Annotated in this window: 12 protein-coding genes; 8 read left to right on the forward strand and 4 right to left on the reverse strand. The window is 61.9% G+C overall.

From position 1 onward, the window contains the following. Positions 1 to 13 precede the first annotated feature (13 nt). Positions 14 to 1,684 carry a hypothetical protein gene (locus Q7T10_RS13895; protein WP_304749268.1) on the reverse strand — a complete coding sequence of 557 codons (1,671 nt, stop codon included), beginning with the start codon at positions 1,682 to 1,684 and terminating at the stop codon, positions 14 to 16. 257 nt (positions 1,685 to 1,941) lie between these two features. Between Q7T10_RS13895 and Q7T10_RS13900 the strand changes: the two genes are divergently transcribed. The 5 genes from Q7T10_RS13900 to Q7T10_RS13920 all read left to right on the forward strand — a co-directional run bounded on the left by Q7T10_RS13900 (position 1,942) and on the right by Q7T10_RS13920 (position 8,598). After that, a complete protein-coding gene (locus Q7T10_RS13900) occupies positions 1,942 to 2,661 on the forward strand; it encodes a helix-turn-helix transcriptional regulator (protein ID WP_304749270.1) in 720 nt (239 codons plus the stop codon). A gap of 177 nt (positions 2,662 to 2,838) precedes the next feature. After that, complete coding sequence (locus Q7T10_RS13905) at positions 2,839 to 3,501, forward strand: Crp/Fnr family transcriptional regulator (protein ID WP_304749273.1); 663 nt, start codon at positions 2,839 to 2,841, stop codon at positions 3,499 to 3,501. Positions 3,502 to 3,634: 133 nt separating this feature from the next. After that, positions 3,635 to 5,467, forward strand: coding sequence for an adenylate/guanylate cyclase domain-containing protein (locus tag Q7T10_RS13910; protein WP_304749276.1), 1,833 nt, complete (start codon positions 3,635 to 3,637; stop codon positions 5,465 to 5,467). Between the two features lie 136 nt (positions 5,468 to 5,603). Beyond that, entirely contained in the window at positions 5,604 to 6,566 is a 963-nt protein-coding gene (locus tag Q7T10_RS13915; RefSeq protein WP_304749278.1) for a hypothetical protein, read from the forward strand. 43 nt (positions 6,567 to 6,609) lie between these two features. Continuing rightward, a complete protein-coding gene (locus tag Q7T10_RS13920; protein ID WP_304749281.1) occupies positions 6,610 to 8,598 on the forward strand; it encodes a hypothetical protein in 1,989 nt (662 codons plus the stop codon). 111 nt (positions 8,599 to 8,709) lie between these two features. On the opposite strand, the gene Q7T10_RS13925 is transcribed toward Q7T10_RS13920, so the two are convergent. Next, entirely contained in the window at positions 8,710 to 9,714 is a 1,005-nt protein-coding gene (locus tag Q7T10_RS13925; RefSeq protein ID WP_304749282.1) for an MBL fold metallo-hydrolase, read from the reverse strand. Between the two features lie 73 nt (positions 9,715 to 9,787). On the opposite strand from Q7T10_RS13925, the gene Q7T10_RS13930 reads away from it, so the two are divergent. After that, entirely contained in the window at positions 9,788 to 10,219 is a 432-nt protein-coding gene (locus Q7T10_RS13930) for a TfoX/Sxy family protein (RefSeq protein ID WP_304749284.1), read from the forward strand. Here Q7T10_RS13930 and Q7T10_RS13935 read toward each other — a convergent pair. Further along, positions 10,206 to 10,700 carry a DUF2917 domain-containing protein gene (locus Q7T10_RS13935; protein WP_304749287.1) on the reverse strand — a complete coding sequence of 165 codons (495 nt, stop codon included), beginning with the start codon at positions 10,698 to 10,700 and terminating at the stop codon, positions 10,206 to 10,208. The two genes, Q7T10_RS13930 and Q7T10_RS13935, sit on opposite strands and share 14 nt — an antisense overlap. 131 nt (positions 10,701 to 10,831) lie before the next feature. Here Q7T10_RS13935 and Q7T10_RS13940 point away from each other — a divergent pair, with 131 nt between their 5' ends. Further along, positions 10,832 to 11,791, forward strand: coding sequence for a LysR substrate-binding domain-containing protein (locus tag Q7T10_RS13940; protein WP_304749289.1), 960 nt, complete (start codon positions 10,832 to 10,834; stop codon positions 11,789 to 11,791). 14 nt (positions 11,792 to 11,805) lie between these two features. Here Q7T10_RS13940 and Q7T10_RS13945 read toward each other — a convergent pair whose 3' ends face one another. Continuing rightward, on the reverse strand, positions 11,806 to 12,414 hold the full coding sequence (locus tag Q7T10_RS13945) for a 5-formyltetrahydrofolate cyclo-ligase (RefSeq protein ID WP_304749291.1): 609 nt from the start codon (positions 12,412 to 12,414) through the stop codon (positions 11,806 to 11,808). Positions 12,415 to 12,423: 9 nt separating this feature from the next. On the opposite strand from Q7T10_RS13945, the gene Q7T10_RS13950 reads away from it, so the two are divergent. Continuing rightward, a complete protein-coding gene (locus tag Q7T10_RS13950) occupies positions 12,424 to 14,430 on the forward strand; it encodes a lytic transglycosylase domain-containing protein (protein ID WP_304749292.1) in 2,007 nt (668 codons plus the stop codon). Positions 14,431 to 14,483: the final 53 nt, after the last annotated feature.

A 14,483-nucleotide genomic window follows, 5' to 3' on the forward strand; every position in this document is an offset into this window, starting at 1 on the left:
CGGAGGTTGCGACCTACAAACCCAGCTGGCTCTTCATTGCGGCCCAGGCGGTGGGATTCAGGCGTTTCGCGGTGCTCACACTGACGTCCAGGGATGGTTTGGTTTCGCGCGCCCGGAACACCCAGTTGCCAGAAATAACGCCCGGTGCATCCTTGACCTCGGCATACAGATTCGTCTGATTCATGATGGTTTCGGCATGGCCAGCAAAGCGCATTACCCGCATGCCGCCAATGGTGCTGATGCTGAAGGTACCGGTCTGCGCTGTGACGCAGTTGGACGCCACCGTCTGCGCACTATTGAGGTCGCAGTCGTAGAACTGCACGGTGCCTGCCGTCGGGCTGGTGGTGCCGGTAAAGGCCACGCGCAGGTTCTTGAGGTTGCCGCTGCTCAGGCCCAGGGTCAAACTGCCGGCGGCAGTAGCCAGATTGACGCCCGAGCTTGGCTTGGCCGCAATCAATTGCTCCAGCGTCGTCGCCTCCAATTGCGGACGGCCGTCGGTGTTGATGCTGTTGATGTAGATCGGCTGGGTCAGGTTGAGCGAGCTGCGGGCGCGGATGACAGAGCCCGACGGGAAGGTGGCTGAGCCCAGCGCTGCCAGCAGGCCGGTGGCGGCTACGCCGTTGTTGATGACGTTGGTGGCGGTATCAGCCTGCAGGTTGTTGACCACTTCGGTCATGACCTGGCCGGCAATGCCGGACGGCACGGTATAGCCCACACTATTCGAGGCATTGCAGAAGGTGCTGCGGTTCGGGTTACCGCGCGTAGCGGTGATGGGAACGGTGTCATCGCAACGCACCCAGCCACTGGAGGTCAGGTAGGCCTGGTTGTAGAGAACGCCATTCGCGGTGGTGCCGCCGCCGGTCTTGCCGTTGCGCGCGTCCACTATGAGCACGCCCGCGGTCCCGGCCGGTTTGGCCAGGAAGTCGAGGGTGCGGAAGAAGTGGTTGGAGGGATCGGTAAAGTTCAAGCTGGCCAGGTCGCCTGCCGCGGCTTCAACTTCGCCCGTGGGATCGCCCACCTGCAATACTGCTCCGTGTTCGAGGGCGTCTCCAGTGGCCTTGGCCATCACTCTGGCGTTGTCCTGCACCTGGGCGTTGTTGAAGGCCGGGTCGTTTTGGTAGTTGTCGATCTTGGCTTCTGCAATGGCCAGCTGTGCGGCAACGTTGCTCCGCGCCACGGCTTCGGTCATGCCCGCGGAAACCCCGGCAGCCATGAGCGTGGTCAGCGGGTTGATCTGGCCGCTCTGGCCCGGCACCTGCTTGAGCACATAGGGCTTGGCGGTGAGGCTAGCGTAGGGGTCGGCCGCGTCGATGGTGGTGTCTGCACCGGCAGGACTACCCGGCACCATGGGTGCGATCAGCGATGCGGCCGCCACTTGCGCCGCCGTCACTGCGGCCGTATCGTAGGTCAGGCTATAGGCGCCGTCGTCGCCGGTCCTGGCTGATGCGGGCTCGTTGGCATCGCAGACGTTGTTGGCATTGAGGTCCATGCAAACCACAGCGTTGCGGACGGCCTGGTCAACCATCACGGCGCCCGTGAGGATGGCGGTGGGGACGGCAACCGTGAGAGGGGCGATGGGGCTGGGCGTGCTGCCGTCCGAAGACGAGCCGCCGCCGCATCCCGCCACCGAGATCATGGCTGCGTTGACCAGGGCCAACGACAGCCGATTAAGTTGAGTTTTCATGACTTTCTCCATTGAGTTACATACGACACCTACCCACCACGGGCAGCGCAACAATAGGCAGCAGAACGGGTTCTCACATCATCCGAGTTGATGACGAAATGTGCTGTGAAGGGCGTTCCGCGGCATTTGGTGCATACGTCACAAAACCGCAGGATCAGAGTTACAGCCTGAGATGGCTGCAAGTTTTTAAGCTCGCCTCAGCGCACTGAAAAAGCGTCTGCAACCGCAGATGCAGCGCGCTGATGGAGGCAAAAATCATGCTGCACTTTGACGAAAACGACACAGCCGCGGGCACGCCTTTCATGGAGCCAGGCTTGCTGCAGGCCGTGCTCAACCAGGTGGATTACGGACTGGCCGTGATCAATGCTGACACACGCCAACTGCTGTTTGCCAACACACCGGCTCAAAACGCCCTGCATCCGGCAAGCCTGCAGAAGACCGGGCTGTGCGTGACCGATGGCCGGCTGTGCACGCGCCAGCACGTTCACGCGCAACAGCTGACACTGGCGCTCACCCGCACCAAATCGAGTTTGCGCGGCCTGCTGAGCCTGAGCGATTGCGAGAGCGGAACCACGGTCGCGGTCATGCCCCTGCCCACGCCCGCGCTGCCGACGCCAGACGCCAGCGCCTGGGATGCAGCCACCGCATCGGCCCCCTGTTACGCCCTGCTTCTGTTTGCCAAGCAGCAGTTGTGCGATACCACCAGCATCACGCTGTTTGCAAGCGAGCGCGGCCTGACGCGTGCCGAAGGTCAGGTGTTGGCACAGGTGTGTCGGGGCTTGCGTCCGTCCGAGATCGCCACACACCACGGCGTGCAGATCTGCACGGTGCGCTCACAGCTGCGCAGCATCCGGCAAAAAACGGCGAGCGACAGCGTTCGCGAACTGGTGGAGAAAGTGTCAGTACTGCCACCGCTGGCCCGCCAGCTGTCCAGTGGAGTGACCGGAATCAATGGCCGCGCCATGGCGTTTGGCTAACGCCATTGGTCATATTGACCTCTAGCCCTCGTGGAATGGGCGCAACAAGCTATCAAATATATAGCAACCGGCGAGTCCAGGGGTTCCAGACGCCGTTTGGGGCGGGCACAGCGTGAGTGCGGGCGTGGCGCGGTGCGCGGTTTTCGGTACAGTCAGGTAAACCACCCCGACTGCGCCATGTCCACCGACCAAGCCGATCTTGCCCGCACCTTTGCCACAGACGAGCGCCACCCTGCCCTGCTGCGCGAACTGGCCGCGCTGGGGGACGTGCGTCGCTATCGCAAGGGCACCATCCTGCTGCACGAAGCCGACGTCGGTGACTCGCTGTTCGTCGTATTAGCCGGCCAGGTCAAGGTGTTTTGCACCGATGCGAACGGCAAGGAAATCACCTTCGGCGTGTTTGGCGCCGGCGAGTACTTTGGCGAGATGGCACTGGATGGCGGCCCACGCTCGGCCAGCGTCATTACGCTACAACCGACGGCGTGCGCCCTGGTCACCCGCAGCACGCTGCTCGCCTTTATCGCGCAACGCCCGGAGTTTGCACTGGAACTGTTGTCAAAGGTAATTCGACGCTTGCGCATGGCCACCACCAGCGCGCGCAACCTGGCATTCATCGACGTCTATGGCCGCTTGACCGGCTGTTTGCAGAGCCTGGCCACGCCACAGGCTGACGGCACCCGGCGCATTGAAGAGCGCATCACCCACCAGGAAATTGCCAGCCGTGCCGGCTGTAGCCGCGAAATGGTGAGCCGCATCCTGAAAGACCTGGAGAACGGCGGCTACCTGCGCATTCAGGAGCGACGCATTGTGCTGGTCAAGAAGTTGCCGCTGCGCTGGTGAATCCCGGTGTGGCTCAGGTACCTGAGCCACACCTGCGGGGAACGATCCGGCTTCGACTTGCGTCCTGCGCTTACATATCCTCACAATTTGGAGTAAAAGCACCGATTCATCATCAATTTTGAGGATGTCCCCCATGCCTCCAACCGGCACCATCTCTGGTACCGATACGCAGAAGCCTGCAGACCTGCTGCATCTCGCGTTGCCGATAAGCCAAAAGGTGATCCTGGTGATTGATCTGGTGGAGTCCGTTCGATTGATGTCAGCCGACGAAGCGGGCACGGTGGCGCGCTGGCACGACTTTGTGCGCCACGCCCAGACCCACGCTATTCCCGCCCACCAAGGTCGCCTAGTGAAAAGTCTGGGCGACGGCCTGATGCTTGAGTTCTTGCAGGCACGCGACGCGGTGAATGCCGCGCAAGCGCTGCACCAGGCTTTAAGCCGCAGCAATGCCGGATTGAGCGCCGCGCTGCAAATGCATCTGCGTGCGGGCATCAACGCCAGCCAGATCTACTCCGACCAGCTCGACATCTACGGCGCCGGCGTCAACTTGGCCGCGCGGCTCGCGACACTGGCCGGCCCCGGCGAAACCGTGGTTTCCGCCAGCGTGCGCGATGGCTTGACCGACGGGCTGGATGCCAGCATTGAAGACTTGGGCGAGTGCTACCTCAAGCATCTTGAGGCGCCGGTGCGAGCCTACCGGGTGGGCGTGGAGGGGACGGCGCCGGTGGTGGCGGCACGGCTTGACTATGAAGTCGCGCTGCAACCAACGATTGCGGTGATCCCGTTCGAGTCACGCAGCACGGCGCCCGCGTTTGACGCGGTTGGGGAGTTGATCGCCGATGGCGTGATTGCGCAGTTGAGTCGATCACGGGATTTCACGGTGATCTCACGCTTGTCGGCCACCGCGTTTCGCGGCCGTGGCGCGTCGCTGGGGGACATTCAGCGCTGCCTGGGGGCCAACTACGTACTTTCCGGCACTTATTGGGTCATCGGCAACCAGGGTGGGGGCAAGCTACTGGTCACCGTCGAGTTGGCCGAGTCGAAAACGAACCAGATTGTCTGGCTGGAGAGGTTTCATACCGAGGTGGGTGATTTGCTGCAGAGCGAATCCGAATGCGTCCATCGGATTGCGCAGGCGACCCACATCAGCATTTTGAACCGGGAAACCGAGCTGGTTCGCCAGCAACCCATGGCCACCTTGTCGGCCTACGCCTTGAAACTGAGCGGTATCGGCCTGATGCATCGTTCACAGGTGGCGGACTTCGAGACCGCCCGTCTGGTCTTGAGCGAGCTGACCGAAAGACACCGGCGTGTTGCGGACACCCACGCCTGGCTGGCAAAGTGGCATGTGTTGCGGGTCATCCGGGGAATCAGCGCGACACCGGCCGACGATGCCCACCACGCGCTGGACGCCTGTCAACGTGCTTTGGATGTGCAACCGGAACACCCGCTGGCGCTGGCAGTCAAGGGATATGCCCTGTGCCAAATGCTTGGCCAGCCTGAGCAGGCACGTGACTGCCTGGACCGGGCGATAGCTCTTTCACCCAACGAAGTGCATGCGCGGCTGTATCGCAGTGTCTGGTCGTCGTTATACGGCTCAACCAGTGAGGGGGTAGAGGAGGCTGTCATGGCCAAACAGCTCTCTCCGTTCGACCCGCACGCCTATTTTCTGGAGACCATTCTTGCCAGTGCGTACGCCTTCAATCACGAATACGACAACGCGATCCACGCGGCCAGGCGCTCACTGAAACTCGACAAAAACCATGCCCCAACCTTGCGCGCCTTGCTGCTGGCCCAGGTGGAAGGCGAGCATCTGGAAGACGCACAGGACACTCTCAAGCGGCTGTTGGCGACGACACCGGGCTTGACCATTGGCGCCTACAAAGCGATGGGCAGCGATGAAAGTCCGGGCCGCCAACGGGTGATCGCGGCGCTCAGAACATTGGGTGTGCCAGAAAACTCTTGATTGAAGGAGAACGATGATGCCAACGTATCGGCCTTGGAGTGGTAGCTTTGGGGGAGGGGCTGGCGGGGGCGCCGGGGGCGGTGCTGGTGGCGGTGCTGGCGGGGGCGCCGGTGGAGGGGCCGGGGGCGTTGGCCCGATGGCCGCTTCTGATGCCTTGCGCAAGAGTCGGGATGCGATTGTCGATCCCGGCGACGACGCGCCCTACCCGCTGCATGCGACCATGCCGGATTTCCCCACGTATTCGATCGTCCCGCAACAAGACATTGAAAATCGCTTGTGGCACTGGGATGCCTGGGTGATTCCCTATATCGCCGTGCCTTCTTTGCTTCAACCCCTGGGCTTCAGAGTGGCGTGGGACAAGTCATCGGCAACCTTGACCGTCGGTACTGCCGCTGCGCTGACGCTGAATCGTCCGAGCCTTGACCAATTCAAGACCGAACTCAAGGACGTGATTGCCGATGCCGAGTTGCGGGAAGATCGTGCTTCGGAGATTCTGATGCAAGTGTCAGACACCTGGTCTTTCTGGGCCACCATACTGCCGGTCGGACCGGGCAAGACCCCCGCCACGTGGCGGCTGATGACCATAGCGCAGCAACTCGCGCTGCACGTGGAAATGCGGTTCAAGCATGAACTTGCCTGCGCACGCCCCGATGAATATTCGGCCCAGGTGCAACCCATGATTCGCACGCCGGGTCACGGCAGCTACCCGATGGGCCATATGTGCGAAGCAGTCCTGACAGCCAGGCTACTTGCCGAACTGACAAAACCAAGAAAAACAATGCCCGCGTGGGATGGCCTCCAGCAGCAGCTCTTGAAGTTGGCCGAGCGCATTGGCGAGAACCGGATAGTCGCCGGCCTGCATTTCCAGGTGGATTTGCACGCTGGACGCGCCGTGGGTGATTGGTTGGGAAACTACTTTTCCCAGGCTTGTCAGCTCGAAATTACAGGCGACATTCCCTTTCAGCATATTGAGTTTGACCCACTGGCACCGACGGTGCCCAAGACTGGTCCGACGGTTGAAGCACTGTTGACGCCCAACGATGTTCTGTCAACGCTTTGGCGCGCGGCCAGGAAGGAATGGGAATGGCTAAATGCCTAGAGACAGCACGACAATGAAATATAACGTCACGCACTAGCCCATCATGAGCTTACCCACCAGCCATCCTGTGGTTGACCACCTTGCCATGGCCGACTTCCCCGCCTCTGCGCAGGCCAAACTGGACCCCTATCTGCTCGCGGCCATCAGCACCGGATTCGCAGACTATTCGCTTGGTCTTGGTGACACATCCACAGTGGCGATCGGATTCAAAGTAGTCGCGACGCCAACGCAGGGCGCCGAAGATGTAGAACACGAACTTGGCCGCTTGTTCGCAAGCACCGGTCACGAACGGCTGACCACTGCGCACCTGGGCAGTCTTGTGCAAACAGGATGTGCGTACTTGACCGCCAATGTCAGTTTTGATCTGTTGCGTCAACTCGCGGCGGCGGCCGTGGTGACCGAGATTCAACTTTGCGCCAACCTGGCGCCTAATCGACCAGTGCCCAGGCTGGTTGCAGATCAAACGGGCAAGTCAGCGTCACGCAGCCCACTGCGTGCAGCAAAGGACAAAATTCTGGGCTTGATTGATCACGGCTGTCCTTTTGCGCACCGCGCGTTTCTTGCGGCCGGCAAGACGCGGGTCTTCGCCATCTGGGATCAAGATGAGCTGCCGGACTTTCCGGTGAAGATGGGATCGATTCCCAGCGGCTACGGTTATGGTCGCCAGGTGGGCGCCGACAGCCTGAATCAGTTCATTCGGGATGCCACAACAACGGGCCGCATAGACGAAGACCTCTGCTACCGGCTGGCCGAATACGGCGCGGTCCGAAGCCGCTCCACCCACGGATCATTGACCATGGGTTTGTTGGCATCTCGGTGGCTGTCCCCCAGCCTGTCCGCTACCGGCCGCTCCCAGCCTGTCGCCGAGGCGGCGGATGCAGACATCATTTTCGTTCAGTTGCCCCGCGATGTCCTGCTGGCGCCGGCGCGCGGCAGCATCGATCGCTGCACACTGGACGGCATTCGCTACATCCTGGATTGCGCGCCTGACAATGCCCATGTTGCGGTGGTGGTGGACTACGGCACGGAAATGGGACCGCACGACGGCAGCTCCTGGTTTGAGCGTGCGCTCGATGCCATGGTCGATGAAGCCCTGCGTCAACGCAACATCAAACTCGACGTGGTCTTTCCTTCCGGCAATTCCCATGACAAATACCGCCATGCCGTCGTGTGGCCTGGAGCCTGCGTGGCCGATTCGCAGGCGGAACTGGGCTGGTGGATTCCCAAAGGCAATGACGCGCCCGTCACCGTTGAGATCTGGATGGAGCATGTTCATTCAGATTTTGAATTCAGTCTGATACCGCCTGGCGCTGCATCGACGCCGATCACGTTCAACGCGAACACGGACATCATTCGGGCGTGGCCCGCTGCGGGCGCACCGCTGTGCGTGATTGTCGACCGGCAGTTTGGAGAGCAGAGACAAATAGTGCTGCAGGTCAGTCCGACCAATTTATCGCGTAAACACCCGGCGGCGGCGCCTTCTGGCATCTGGACTCTTACCTTCAAAGCCTCAGCCGGTGCACTGGCTGGCCCGCTGTTCGCCTACGCTTGCTGGGGTGGGCAAAACCCGGGCATTCCGAAGCGCCTGGATGCCGGCCGGTTCATTGTTCGCCCCAATCAAATGGGTCTGGTTTCGGTGCAAGGCGATGGCAGCATTCTGGGTTCTGCCTGTGGTGAAAAGACCTTGATGATCGGGGGCCATGAAATGTGGGGCCACCTGGACCGCGCCAACTATTCCAGTGGTGGCGCATGCAGGGGTGGGCCACTCAAAAACAAGGCAAACGGAGCCAATTGGCTTGCAGCGACCGAGGAATCACCTGTTCTGGGCGGCTTGCTGTGCCTTGGAACACGCAGCGGAAGTCTGGTGCGAGCGCGCGGAACAAGTTTTGCCGCGCCTCAGGTCGCCGGGAAAATCACTGCAAAAGCCAGCCGCTCAGTCCCTCATGTCCCCTACCCCGGTCCCTTAAAGGCGGGGTACGTGAAGAACTGCAAGGCACGAAAAGAATATGGTGAAAGAAGGCTTCAGAACTAGTAATTACCGTCAAGTGCGGAGATGGGATGGCCACAAAACAAGCCGCCAACAACAATCATTTCACGAGGAATATTTGACGTTGTTGTAGACCTTCTTGAAACAATCCGGGTTTCAAGCCTGCAGCGCCGCCCACATTTCCTTGTCGCGCTCGGCCGTCCAGATGCGCGGGTTCTTGATGCCGCTGGCTTCGTCATAAGCACGGCTCACGTCAAACGGCAGGCAGTGTTCGTAGATGAAGACATGGCCAAAAATGGGGTCCATGCTTTTGCGCGTGTGGTCCATCGCCGCCTTGAGGTCCAGGCCCTGGGCCGCAGCCTCCTTGCCACAGCGGAACAGGGTTTCAACCCAGCGCTGGGTGTAGTCCAGCGCCTTGTTCACATTGGCAGCACCCTTCATGGCTTCGCCACGGCCCGGTACGATCGCCTCGGCCTTGAGCGCGCGCAAGGCCTCCAGTGTGGCCGGCCACTCCTCAAGCTGTGCGTCACCCGTGTAAACACCGGCCTCGTACTCCACCAGATCGCCTGAGAACAGCACTTTTTCTTCCTCGACCCAGGCAATGGTGTCGCCACGGGTGTGGCCGGGGCCCGGATGCCAGACTTGCACCTTGACGCCGCCCAGGTCCAGCGTGAGCTTGCCCGGGACTTCACCTTTCACCGGGTTGCCGCCACCGATCACCAGCGTCGGCCAGGTCAGCCCCGGCACTGAATCAGCACCGCGGAACAGGCGCGGAAAACGTTCCATCTCGCTTTGCATGTCCTGCGCGCCGCGCTCGATGATGAGCTCCAGCGTGCCCTGGCTTGCTATGACTTCAGTAGCACCTTCGGCAATGTAGGCGCTGGCTCCGAGCACGCGCACGGCATGGTAGTGGGTGAGAAGCACATATTTGATGGGCTTGCTGCTAATCGTGCGAATTCTGGCAATCAGGTCTTGCGCCATGGCGGGCGTGGCAGTGGCATCGCTGACCATGATGAATGTGTCACCGATGATCACGCCCGAATTGGGATCGCCCTCAGCGGTATAGGCCCAGCAATGGGGGCTGAGCTGCTCAAACGTGATCTTTTTGTCGGCGAGGTCGGCTTGTGATGCAAACGCTTTGGTGGGGGTGATGCTTGTCATTGGGTTCTCCATTCAGGCTGCCAGTTTAACTAAACGTAATGAATTACGAATGGTGGAATGCTAGGATTCCACCATGGCTGCTCCGCCCAACGAATTTGCCCGTTACTGCTGCGATTTGCTGATCGGGGCCGGTCCCTGCGTGGCGCGCCGCATGTTTGGCGGTTACGGGATCAGCACCAACGGTTTGACGTTGGCGCTTCTGGCCGACCTGGGCGGTGGCGAGAAGCTCTGGCTCAAGGCCGATGAGGCATCGCGCCCGCTGTTCGAGGCCGCCGGCTGCGAACGTTTCGTCTACCTGGCAAAAGGCAAAACGATGAGCATGAACTACTACAGTGCACCCGACGACGCGATGGAGTCACCGCAACTGATGGCTCCCTGGGCCCGACTGGCGCTGGAGGCGGCACTGAAAGCGCGCCAGGCCAAGCCCGCCGCGAAACGCCCGGTGAAACCCAAATCCCCGAGCCGACCCAAGGCGGGGATCAAGACTGGAATCAAGGCTGGTTAGCTTCCAGCTTCGGCAGGACCCGACCGCGGCCGGCAACGAGATACTCGCCATAACCGGCCAGCCCCGTGACCAGTCGCACCAGCGCACCGCCAGCCATTGACAAAGCCAACCCCAGGTCGTGCAGTGGGTGGATGACTGCCAGCTGCCATCGGGAGTCGGAGACCGCGACGGCCGAGGGGTGCGGCGTCCACCCAAAGTAGACCGGCGTCTCGCTTACCAGAGGCCAGGGCTCAAAAACCAGGTGTTGCCCGGTGCGCACATCCAACCGCTGACCGCTCTGCAAAAAGTGGTCCCCCAGCTCGTTGCCGTGCCCCTGGTGCGGACCGTCAACCGTGGCCCACACCTGCCCCTGGGCGATGCGCAGCGCGCCTGCCTCGCGGGGTTGCAGGCTGATGGCCCGCCCCGGCGCCAGTTCCCAGTAGCCCGACAAGGTGATGCCGCGGGCCGGTTGATGCAATTCCAGAAAATTCTTCGTGACCATGACGGACTCCATTGGTGCGATTTGGCACTCAATAATCGGCACAAACCGCTTGTTCGTCCAATGAATTCGGGATAAGCTATTCATTCCGTTTAAGCATCAATTGATGAATCGACCCCCAGGGATCACGCCCCATGCAACATTCCGAGAATCATCTGCGTACCCGGCCCATCTCGGTAGGCCAGCTGCGGGCCTTTGAAGCGGTGGCGCGGCACCTGAACTTTCGGGCTGCGGCAGAAGACCTGTCGCTGACGCAAAGCGCCGTGAGCCGCCAGATTCAGAGTCTGGAAGAGGAAGTGGGTGTGGGCCTGTTCCTGCGCCACACCCGCGCGGTCGAGCTCACCAGTGCTGGCGCGCAGCTGCTGCGGGCCGTGCTGCCTTCGCTGGAGCGCATGGACAGCGCGGTGCGGCTGATCCGGCGTTCGGCAGGACGCAAAAGCGTGGCCATCAGCACCTGGGCCTCGTTTGCCTCCATGTGGCTCATCCCGCGGCTGGAGGCCTTCCAGAGTGAACACCCTGACATCGACATCCGCATTGACGCCACCGATGTTCCAGTCGATCTGGACACCACCGACATCGACCTGGCGCTTCGCTACACCACACCAGGCCACGTGCCCGCCACCGCCGTGCGCCTGTTCGGTGAACAGCTCACCCCCGTGGCCAGTCCCTGGCTGCTCAAAAGCGGGCACGCCCTGAAGCGCGGCGAAGACCTGGCGCATTTCGCCCTGATAGAAGCCAGCGACGCGCACCGCACGCAACATCTGGAGTGGCTCACCTGGCGGCGCTGGCTGGATGCGCACGAATTCAAGAAACTGGAGCCGAAGCGCTGGCTGTACTTCAACTACGCCCACCAGATCGCGCAAGCCGCCCTGACGGGGCAAGGCGTGGCATTGACGCGCATGCCGCTGGTGGCCGACAGTCTGGCGTCGGGGGATCTGGTTGAGGTGTTGCCCGGCATGCGCCTGGACTCACCCATGGCCTACTGGCTGATCGTCGGGCCCCGCAGTGCCGCGCGACCCGAGATCCGGGCCTTTTGCGACTGGCTGACCGGCCAGGCCGCGCTGACGCGCCAAGCCATCGGCGAACCTCTCTAAAAAGACAACGTTAACTACACCGGCCAGACGACGCCGTTGTCGTTCAGGATCGCGTCCAGCGGCAGGTCATGCGGTTCCGGCTCGAAGTCCGGCAGAAAACCCGACGAAAACCCCAACCCGACCGTGAGCGGGCGGGGCTCCAGGGTCGCCAGCATGCGGTCATAAAAGCCACCGCCATAGCCCAGGCGATAGCCGCCGGGGGCATAACCCACGCACGCCACAAACAGCAGCGTGGGCACGATCACCTCGGTGTCCTTGGGCTTGGGGATGCCATAGGCGTCTTCTTCCATCGGGCAACCTGGGTACCAGGCGTGAAAAGTCATGGTTTTGTGAACTTTGTCCACCACGGGCAATCCAATTCGCCTGGGCTGGGGTTGATCGAGCAGTTCGCCATCTTCTTTCCAGCGGTGCAGGGCGGGTAACGGATCAAACTCACCCTTGATCGGCCAATAGGCGCCAATGACGGCATCGGGGCGCCCGACCAGCCAGATCCGCATGACACGCTGTAACAGATCGGCGCGTTGTAGTCGGTCCGGCAGGTTCAGCCGTTGTTCGATCAGAAGCTTGCGTAGAGCCTTCTTTTCAAGTGCTTTTTTTTCATTAGAGTTATCAGAGTTATCCATAATCCCCACATGCAGTTACCTACCATTTTGACATCGATTGCGCTCGCCGGGTGCCTTGCCTTGTCAGCTTCCATCCCCGCCTTCGCCCAGTCCAGAGGGACCGTCGTAGCCCAGGCGGACGAGGCGATTCTGGAGATGAATCAGGCCTTCAAAAAAGGGGATGCCAGGCGGCTCACAGCCCTGTTGCCCCAGGTGCGCGGCCACGCGCTGGAGCCATGGGGCGCCTACTGGGAACTGCGTGCCCGGCTCGATACGGCATCCCCAGGCGAGATTCAGGAATTCCTGAGCCGTTTCGCCGGCACCTACCAGGAAGATCGCCTGCGAAACGACTGGCTGCTTCAACTCGGGCAAAACAAGGAGTGGGGCACCTTCATGGCCGAGCACCCCAACTACCGCATGAATGACGACCGTTCCGTGCGCTGCTACGCCCTGCTGACGGACTTCAACTCGCGCGAACTCGATGTGGCGCGCCAGGTCGAGGCTTTGTGGCTGGCGCAGCGTGACGCGGACGACGGCTGTGCTGCGGCAGCAGAGCAGCAAATCAAGGCCGGCAAGCTCAAACCCCATACCGCCTGGGTGCGGGCCCGCCTGGGCATGGAAAACGATCGCCAGCGCGTTGTCAGCCAGTCCCTTGGCCTGCTCAACGCCGACTGGGCCGCCACGGCCAGTGCCATCTACGCCAATCCCGCGCGCTACCTGGACGGCAAGCTGCTGGCCTTACGCCCCCGCACCAAAGAGATGGTCACGCTGGCGATGGTTCGCCTGGCGGTCAGTGACCCTGAGGCGGCGGCCGTTGAGATCGACAAACTCCGCTGGAAGACCCAGCTCACCCAGGAAGAGCGCAGTTGGGTGTGGGGGGTGATTGGCAAGAAGGCCGCGATGCGCCTGTCAGGTGGCGCACTGGCCTACTTTCTGAATGGGCAGGACCAGTTCATGCAGGACGACCATCTGGCCTGGAAGGTTCGCGCCGCGCTTCGAGCCGGCAACTGGGAGCAGGTGTCAACCGCCATCGCCGCCATGAGCGAAGGCCAGCGCAAGGAGGCCACCTGGATTTATTGGCGGGCGCGCGCCCTGTTGAAACTGGCCAGGACCGAGACCGACCGTGCCGAAGCCACCCGTCTGCTGGAAGGCATGGCCGGCGTGCAGGGCTTTTACGAGCAACTGGCGCTGGAGGAACTCGGCCAGCGCATCACCGCGCCAGCGCGGCCAGCGCCCCTCACCACCGAAGAAAAGGACGCGGCCCGCCTGAATGCCGGCCTCAAACGCGCCCTGTACGCCATTCAAATCGGCTTGCGCAGTGACGGCGTGCGCGAGTGGAACTACAGCACCAACCTGCATCAGCGCGGCGGCATGAACGACCGCGAACTGCTGGCCGCGGCCGATCTGGCCTGCCAGCGCGAGGTGTGGGACCGCTGCATCAACACCAGTGACCGGACGAAAGCCATGATCGACTTCGAGCAGCGCTTTCCCATGCCCCACAAGGACGCGGTGCTTCAACGCGCCAGACAGATCGGCCTCGACCCGGCCTATGTGTATGGCCTGATCCGCCAGGAGAGCCGCTTCATCATGGATGCCCGCTCTGGCGTGGGCGCCTCTGGCCTGATGCAGGTCATGCCGCCAACCGCCCGCTGGACCGCCAAGAAGATCGGCCTGGTTGACTTCAAACCGCACCAGATCACCGACCGCGACACCAATATTGCCATTGGCACGGGTTACCTCAAGCTGGTGCTGGATGACTTCGCCGGTTCCATGCCGATGGCCGCCGCCGCCTACAACGCCGGCCCCAGCCGCTCCAAGAGTTGGCGCGGCCAGACTGGCGGGCCGGTGCTGGAGGCCGCCATCTGGGCCGAGAACGTGCCGTTTACGGAAACGCGCGACTACGTGAAGAAAGTCCTGTCCAACACCACCAGCTATGCCGCGCTGATCTCCGGCCAGCCGCAGTCGCTCAAAAGCCGGCTCGGAACGGTGGGGCCCCGGGATGTGAACACACCCGAGACAACCAGCGATTTGCCTTGACGAGGCCGGGAAGCGATCCGCGCGACTGACCCGTTGCGCTAGCATGGACATTT

The organism is Rhodoferax sp. (genome assembly GCF_030646845.1).
In the GTDB taxonomy this organism is placed as follows: domain Bacteria; phylum Pseudomonadota; class Gammaproteobacteria; order Burkholderiales; family Burkholderiaceae_C; genus Rhodoferax.

Excerpts from the sequence above, each read along its gene's own strand:
- Q7T10_RS13895 (WP_304749268.1), bottom strand. The coding sequence starts at position 1,684 with ATGAAAACTCAACTTAATCGGCTGTCGTTGGCCCTGGTCAACGCAGCC.
- Q7T10_RS13900 (WP_304749270.1), top strand. The coding sequence starts at position 1,942 with ATGCTGCACTTTGACGAAAACGACACAGCCGCGGGCACGCCTTTCATG.
- Q7T10_RS13905 (WP_304749273.1), top strand. The coding sequence starts at position 2,839 with ATGTCCACCGACCAAGCCGATCTTGCCCGCACCTTTGCCACAGACGAG.
- Q7T10_RS13910 (WP_304749276.1), top strand. The coding sequence starts at position 3,635 with ATGCCTCCAACCGGCACCATCTCTGGTACCGATACGCAGAAGCCTGCA.
- Q7T10_RS13915 (WP_304749278.1), top strand. The coding sequence starts at position 5,604 with ATGGCCGCTTCTGATGCCTTGCGCAAGAGTCGGGATGCGATTGTCGAT.
- Q7T10_RS13920 (WP_304749281.1), top strand. The coding sequence starts at position 6,610 with ATGAGCTTACCCACCAGCCATCCTGTGGTTGACCACCTTGCCATGGCC.
- Q7T10_RS13925 (WP_304749282.1), bottom strand. The coding sequence starts at position 9,714 with ATGACAAGCATCACCCCCACCAAAGCGTTTGCATCACAAGCCGACCTC.
- Q7T10_RS13930 (WP_304749284.1), top strand. The coding sequence starts at position 9,788 with ATGGCTGCTCCGCCCAACGAATTTGCCCGTTACTGCTGCGATTTGCTG.
- Q7T10_RS13935 (WP_304749287.1), bottom strand. The coding sequence starts at position 10,700 with ATGGTCACGAAGAATTTTCTGGAATTGCATCAACCGGCCCGCGGCATC.
- Q7T10_RS13940 (WP_304749289.1), top strand. The coding sequence starts at position 10,832 with ATGCAACATTCCGAGAATCATCTGCGTACCCGGCCCATCTCGGTAGGC.
- Q7T10_RS13945 (WP_304749291.1), bottom strand. The coding sequence starts at position 12,414 with ATGGATAACTCTGATAACTCTAATGAAAAAAAAGCACTTGAAAAGAAG.
- Q7T10_RS13950 (WP_304749292.1), top strand. The coding sequence starts at position 12,424 with ATGCAGTTACCTACCATTTTGACATCGATTGCGCTCGCCGGGTGCCTT.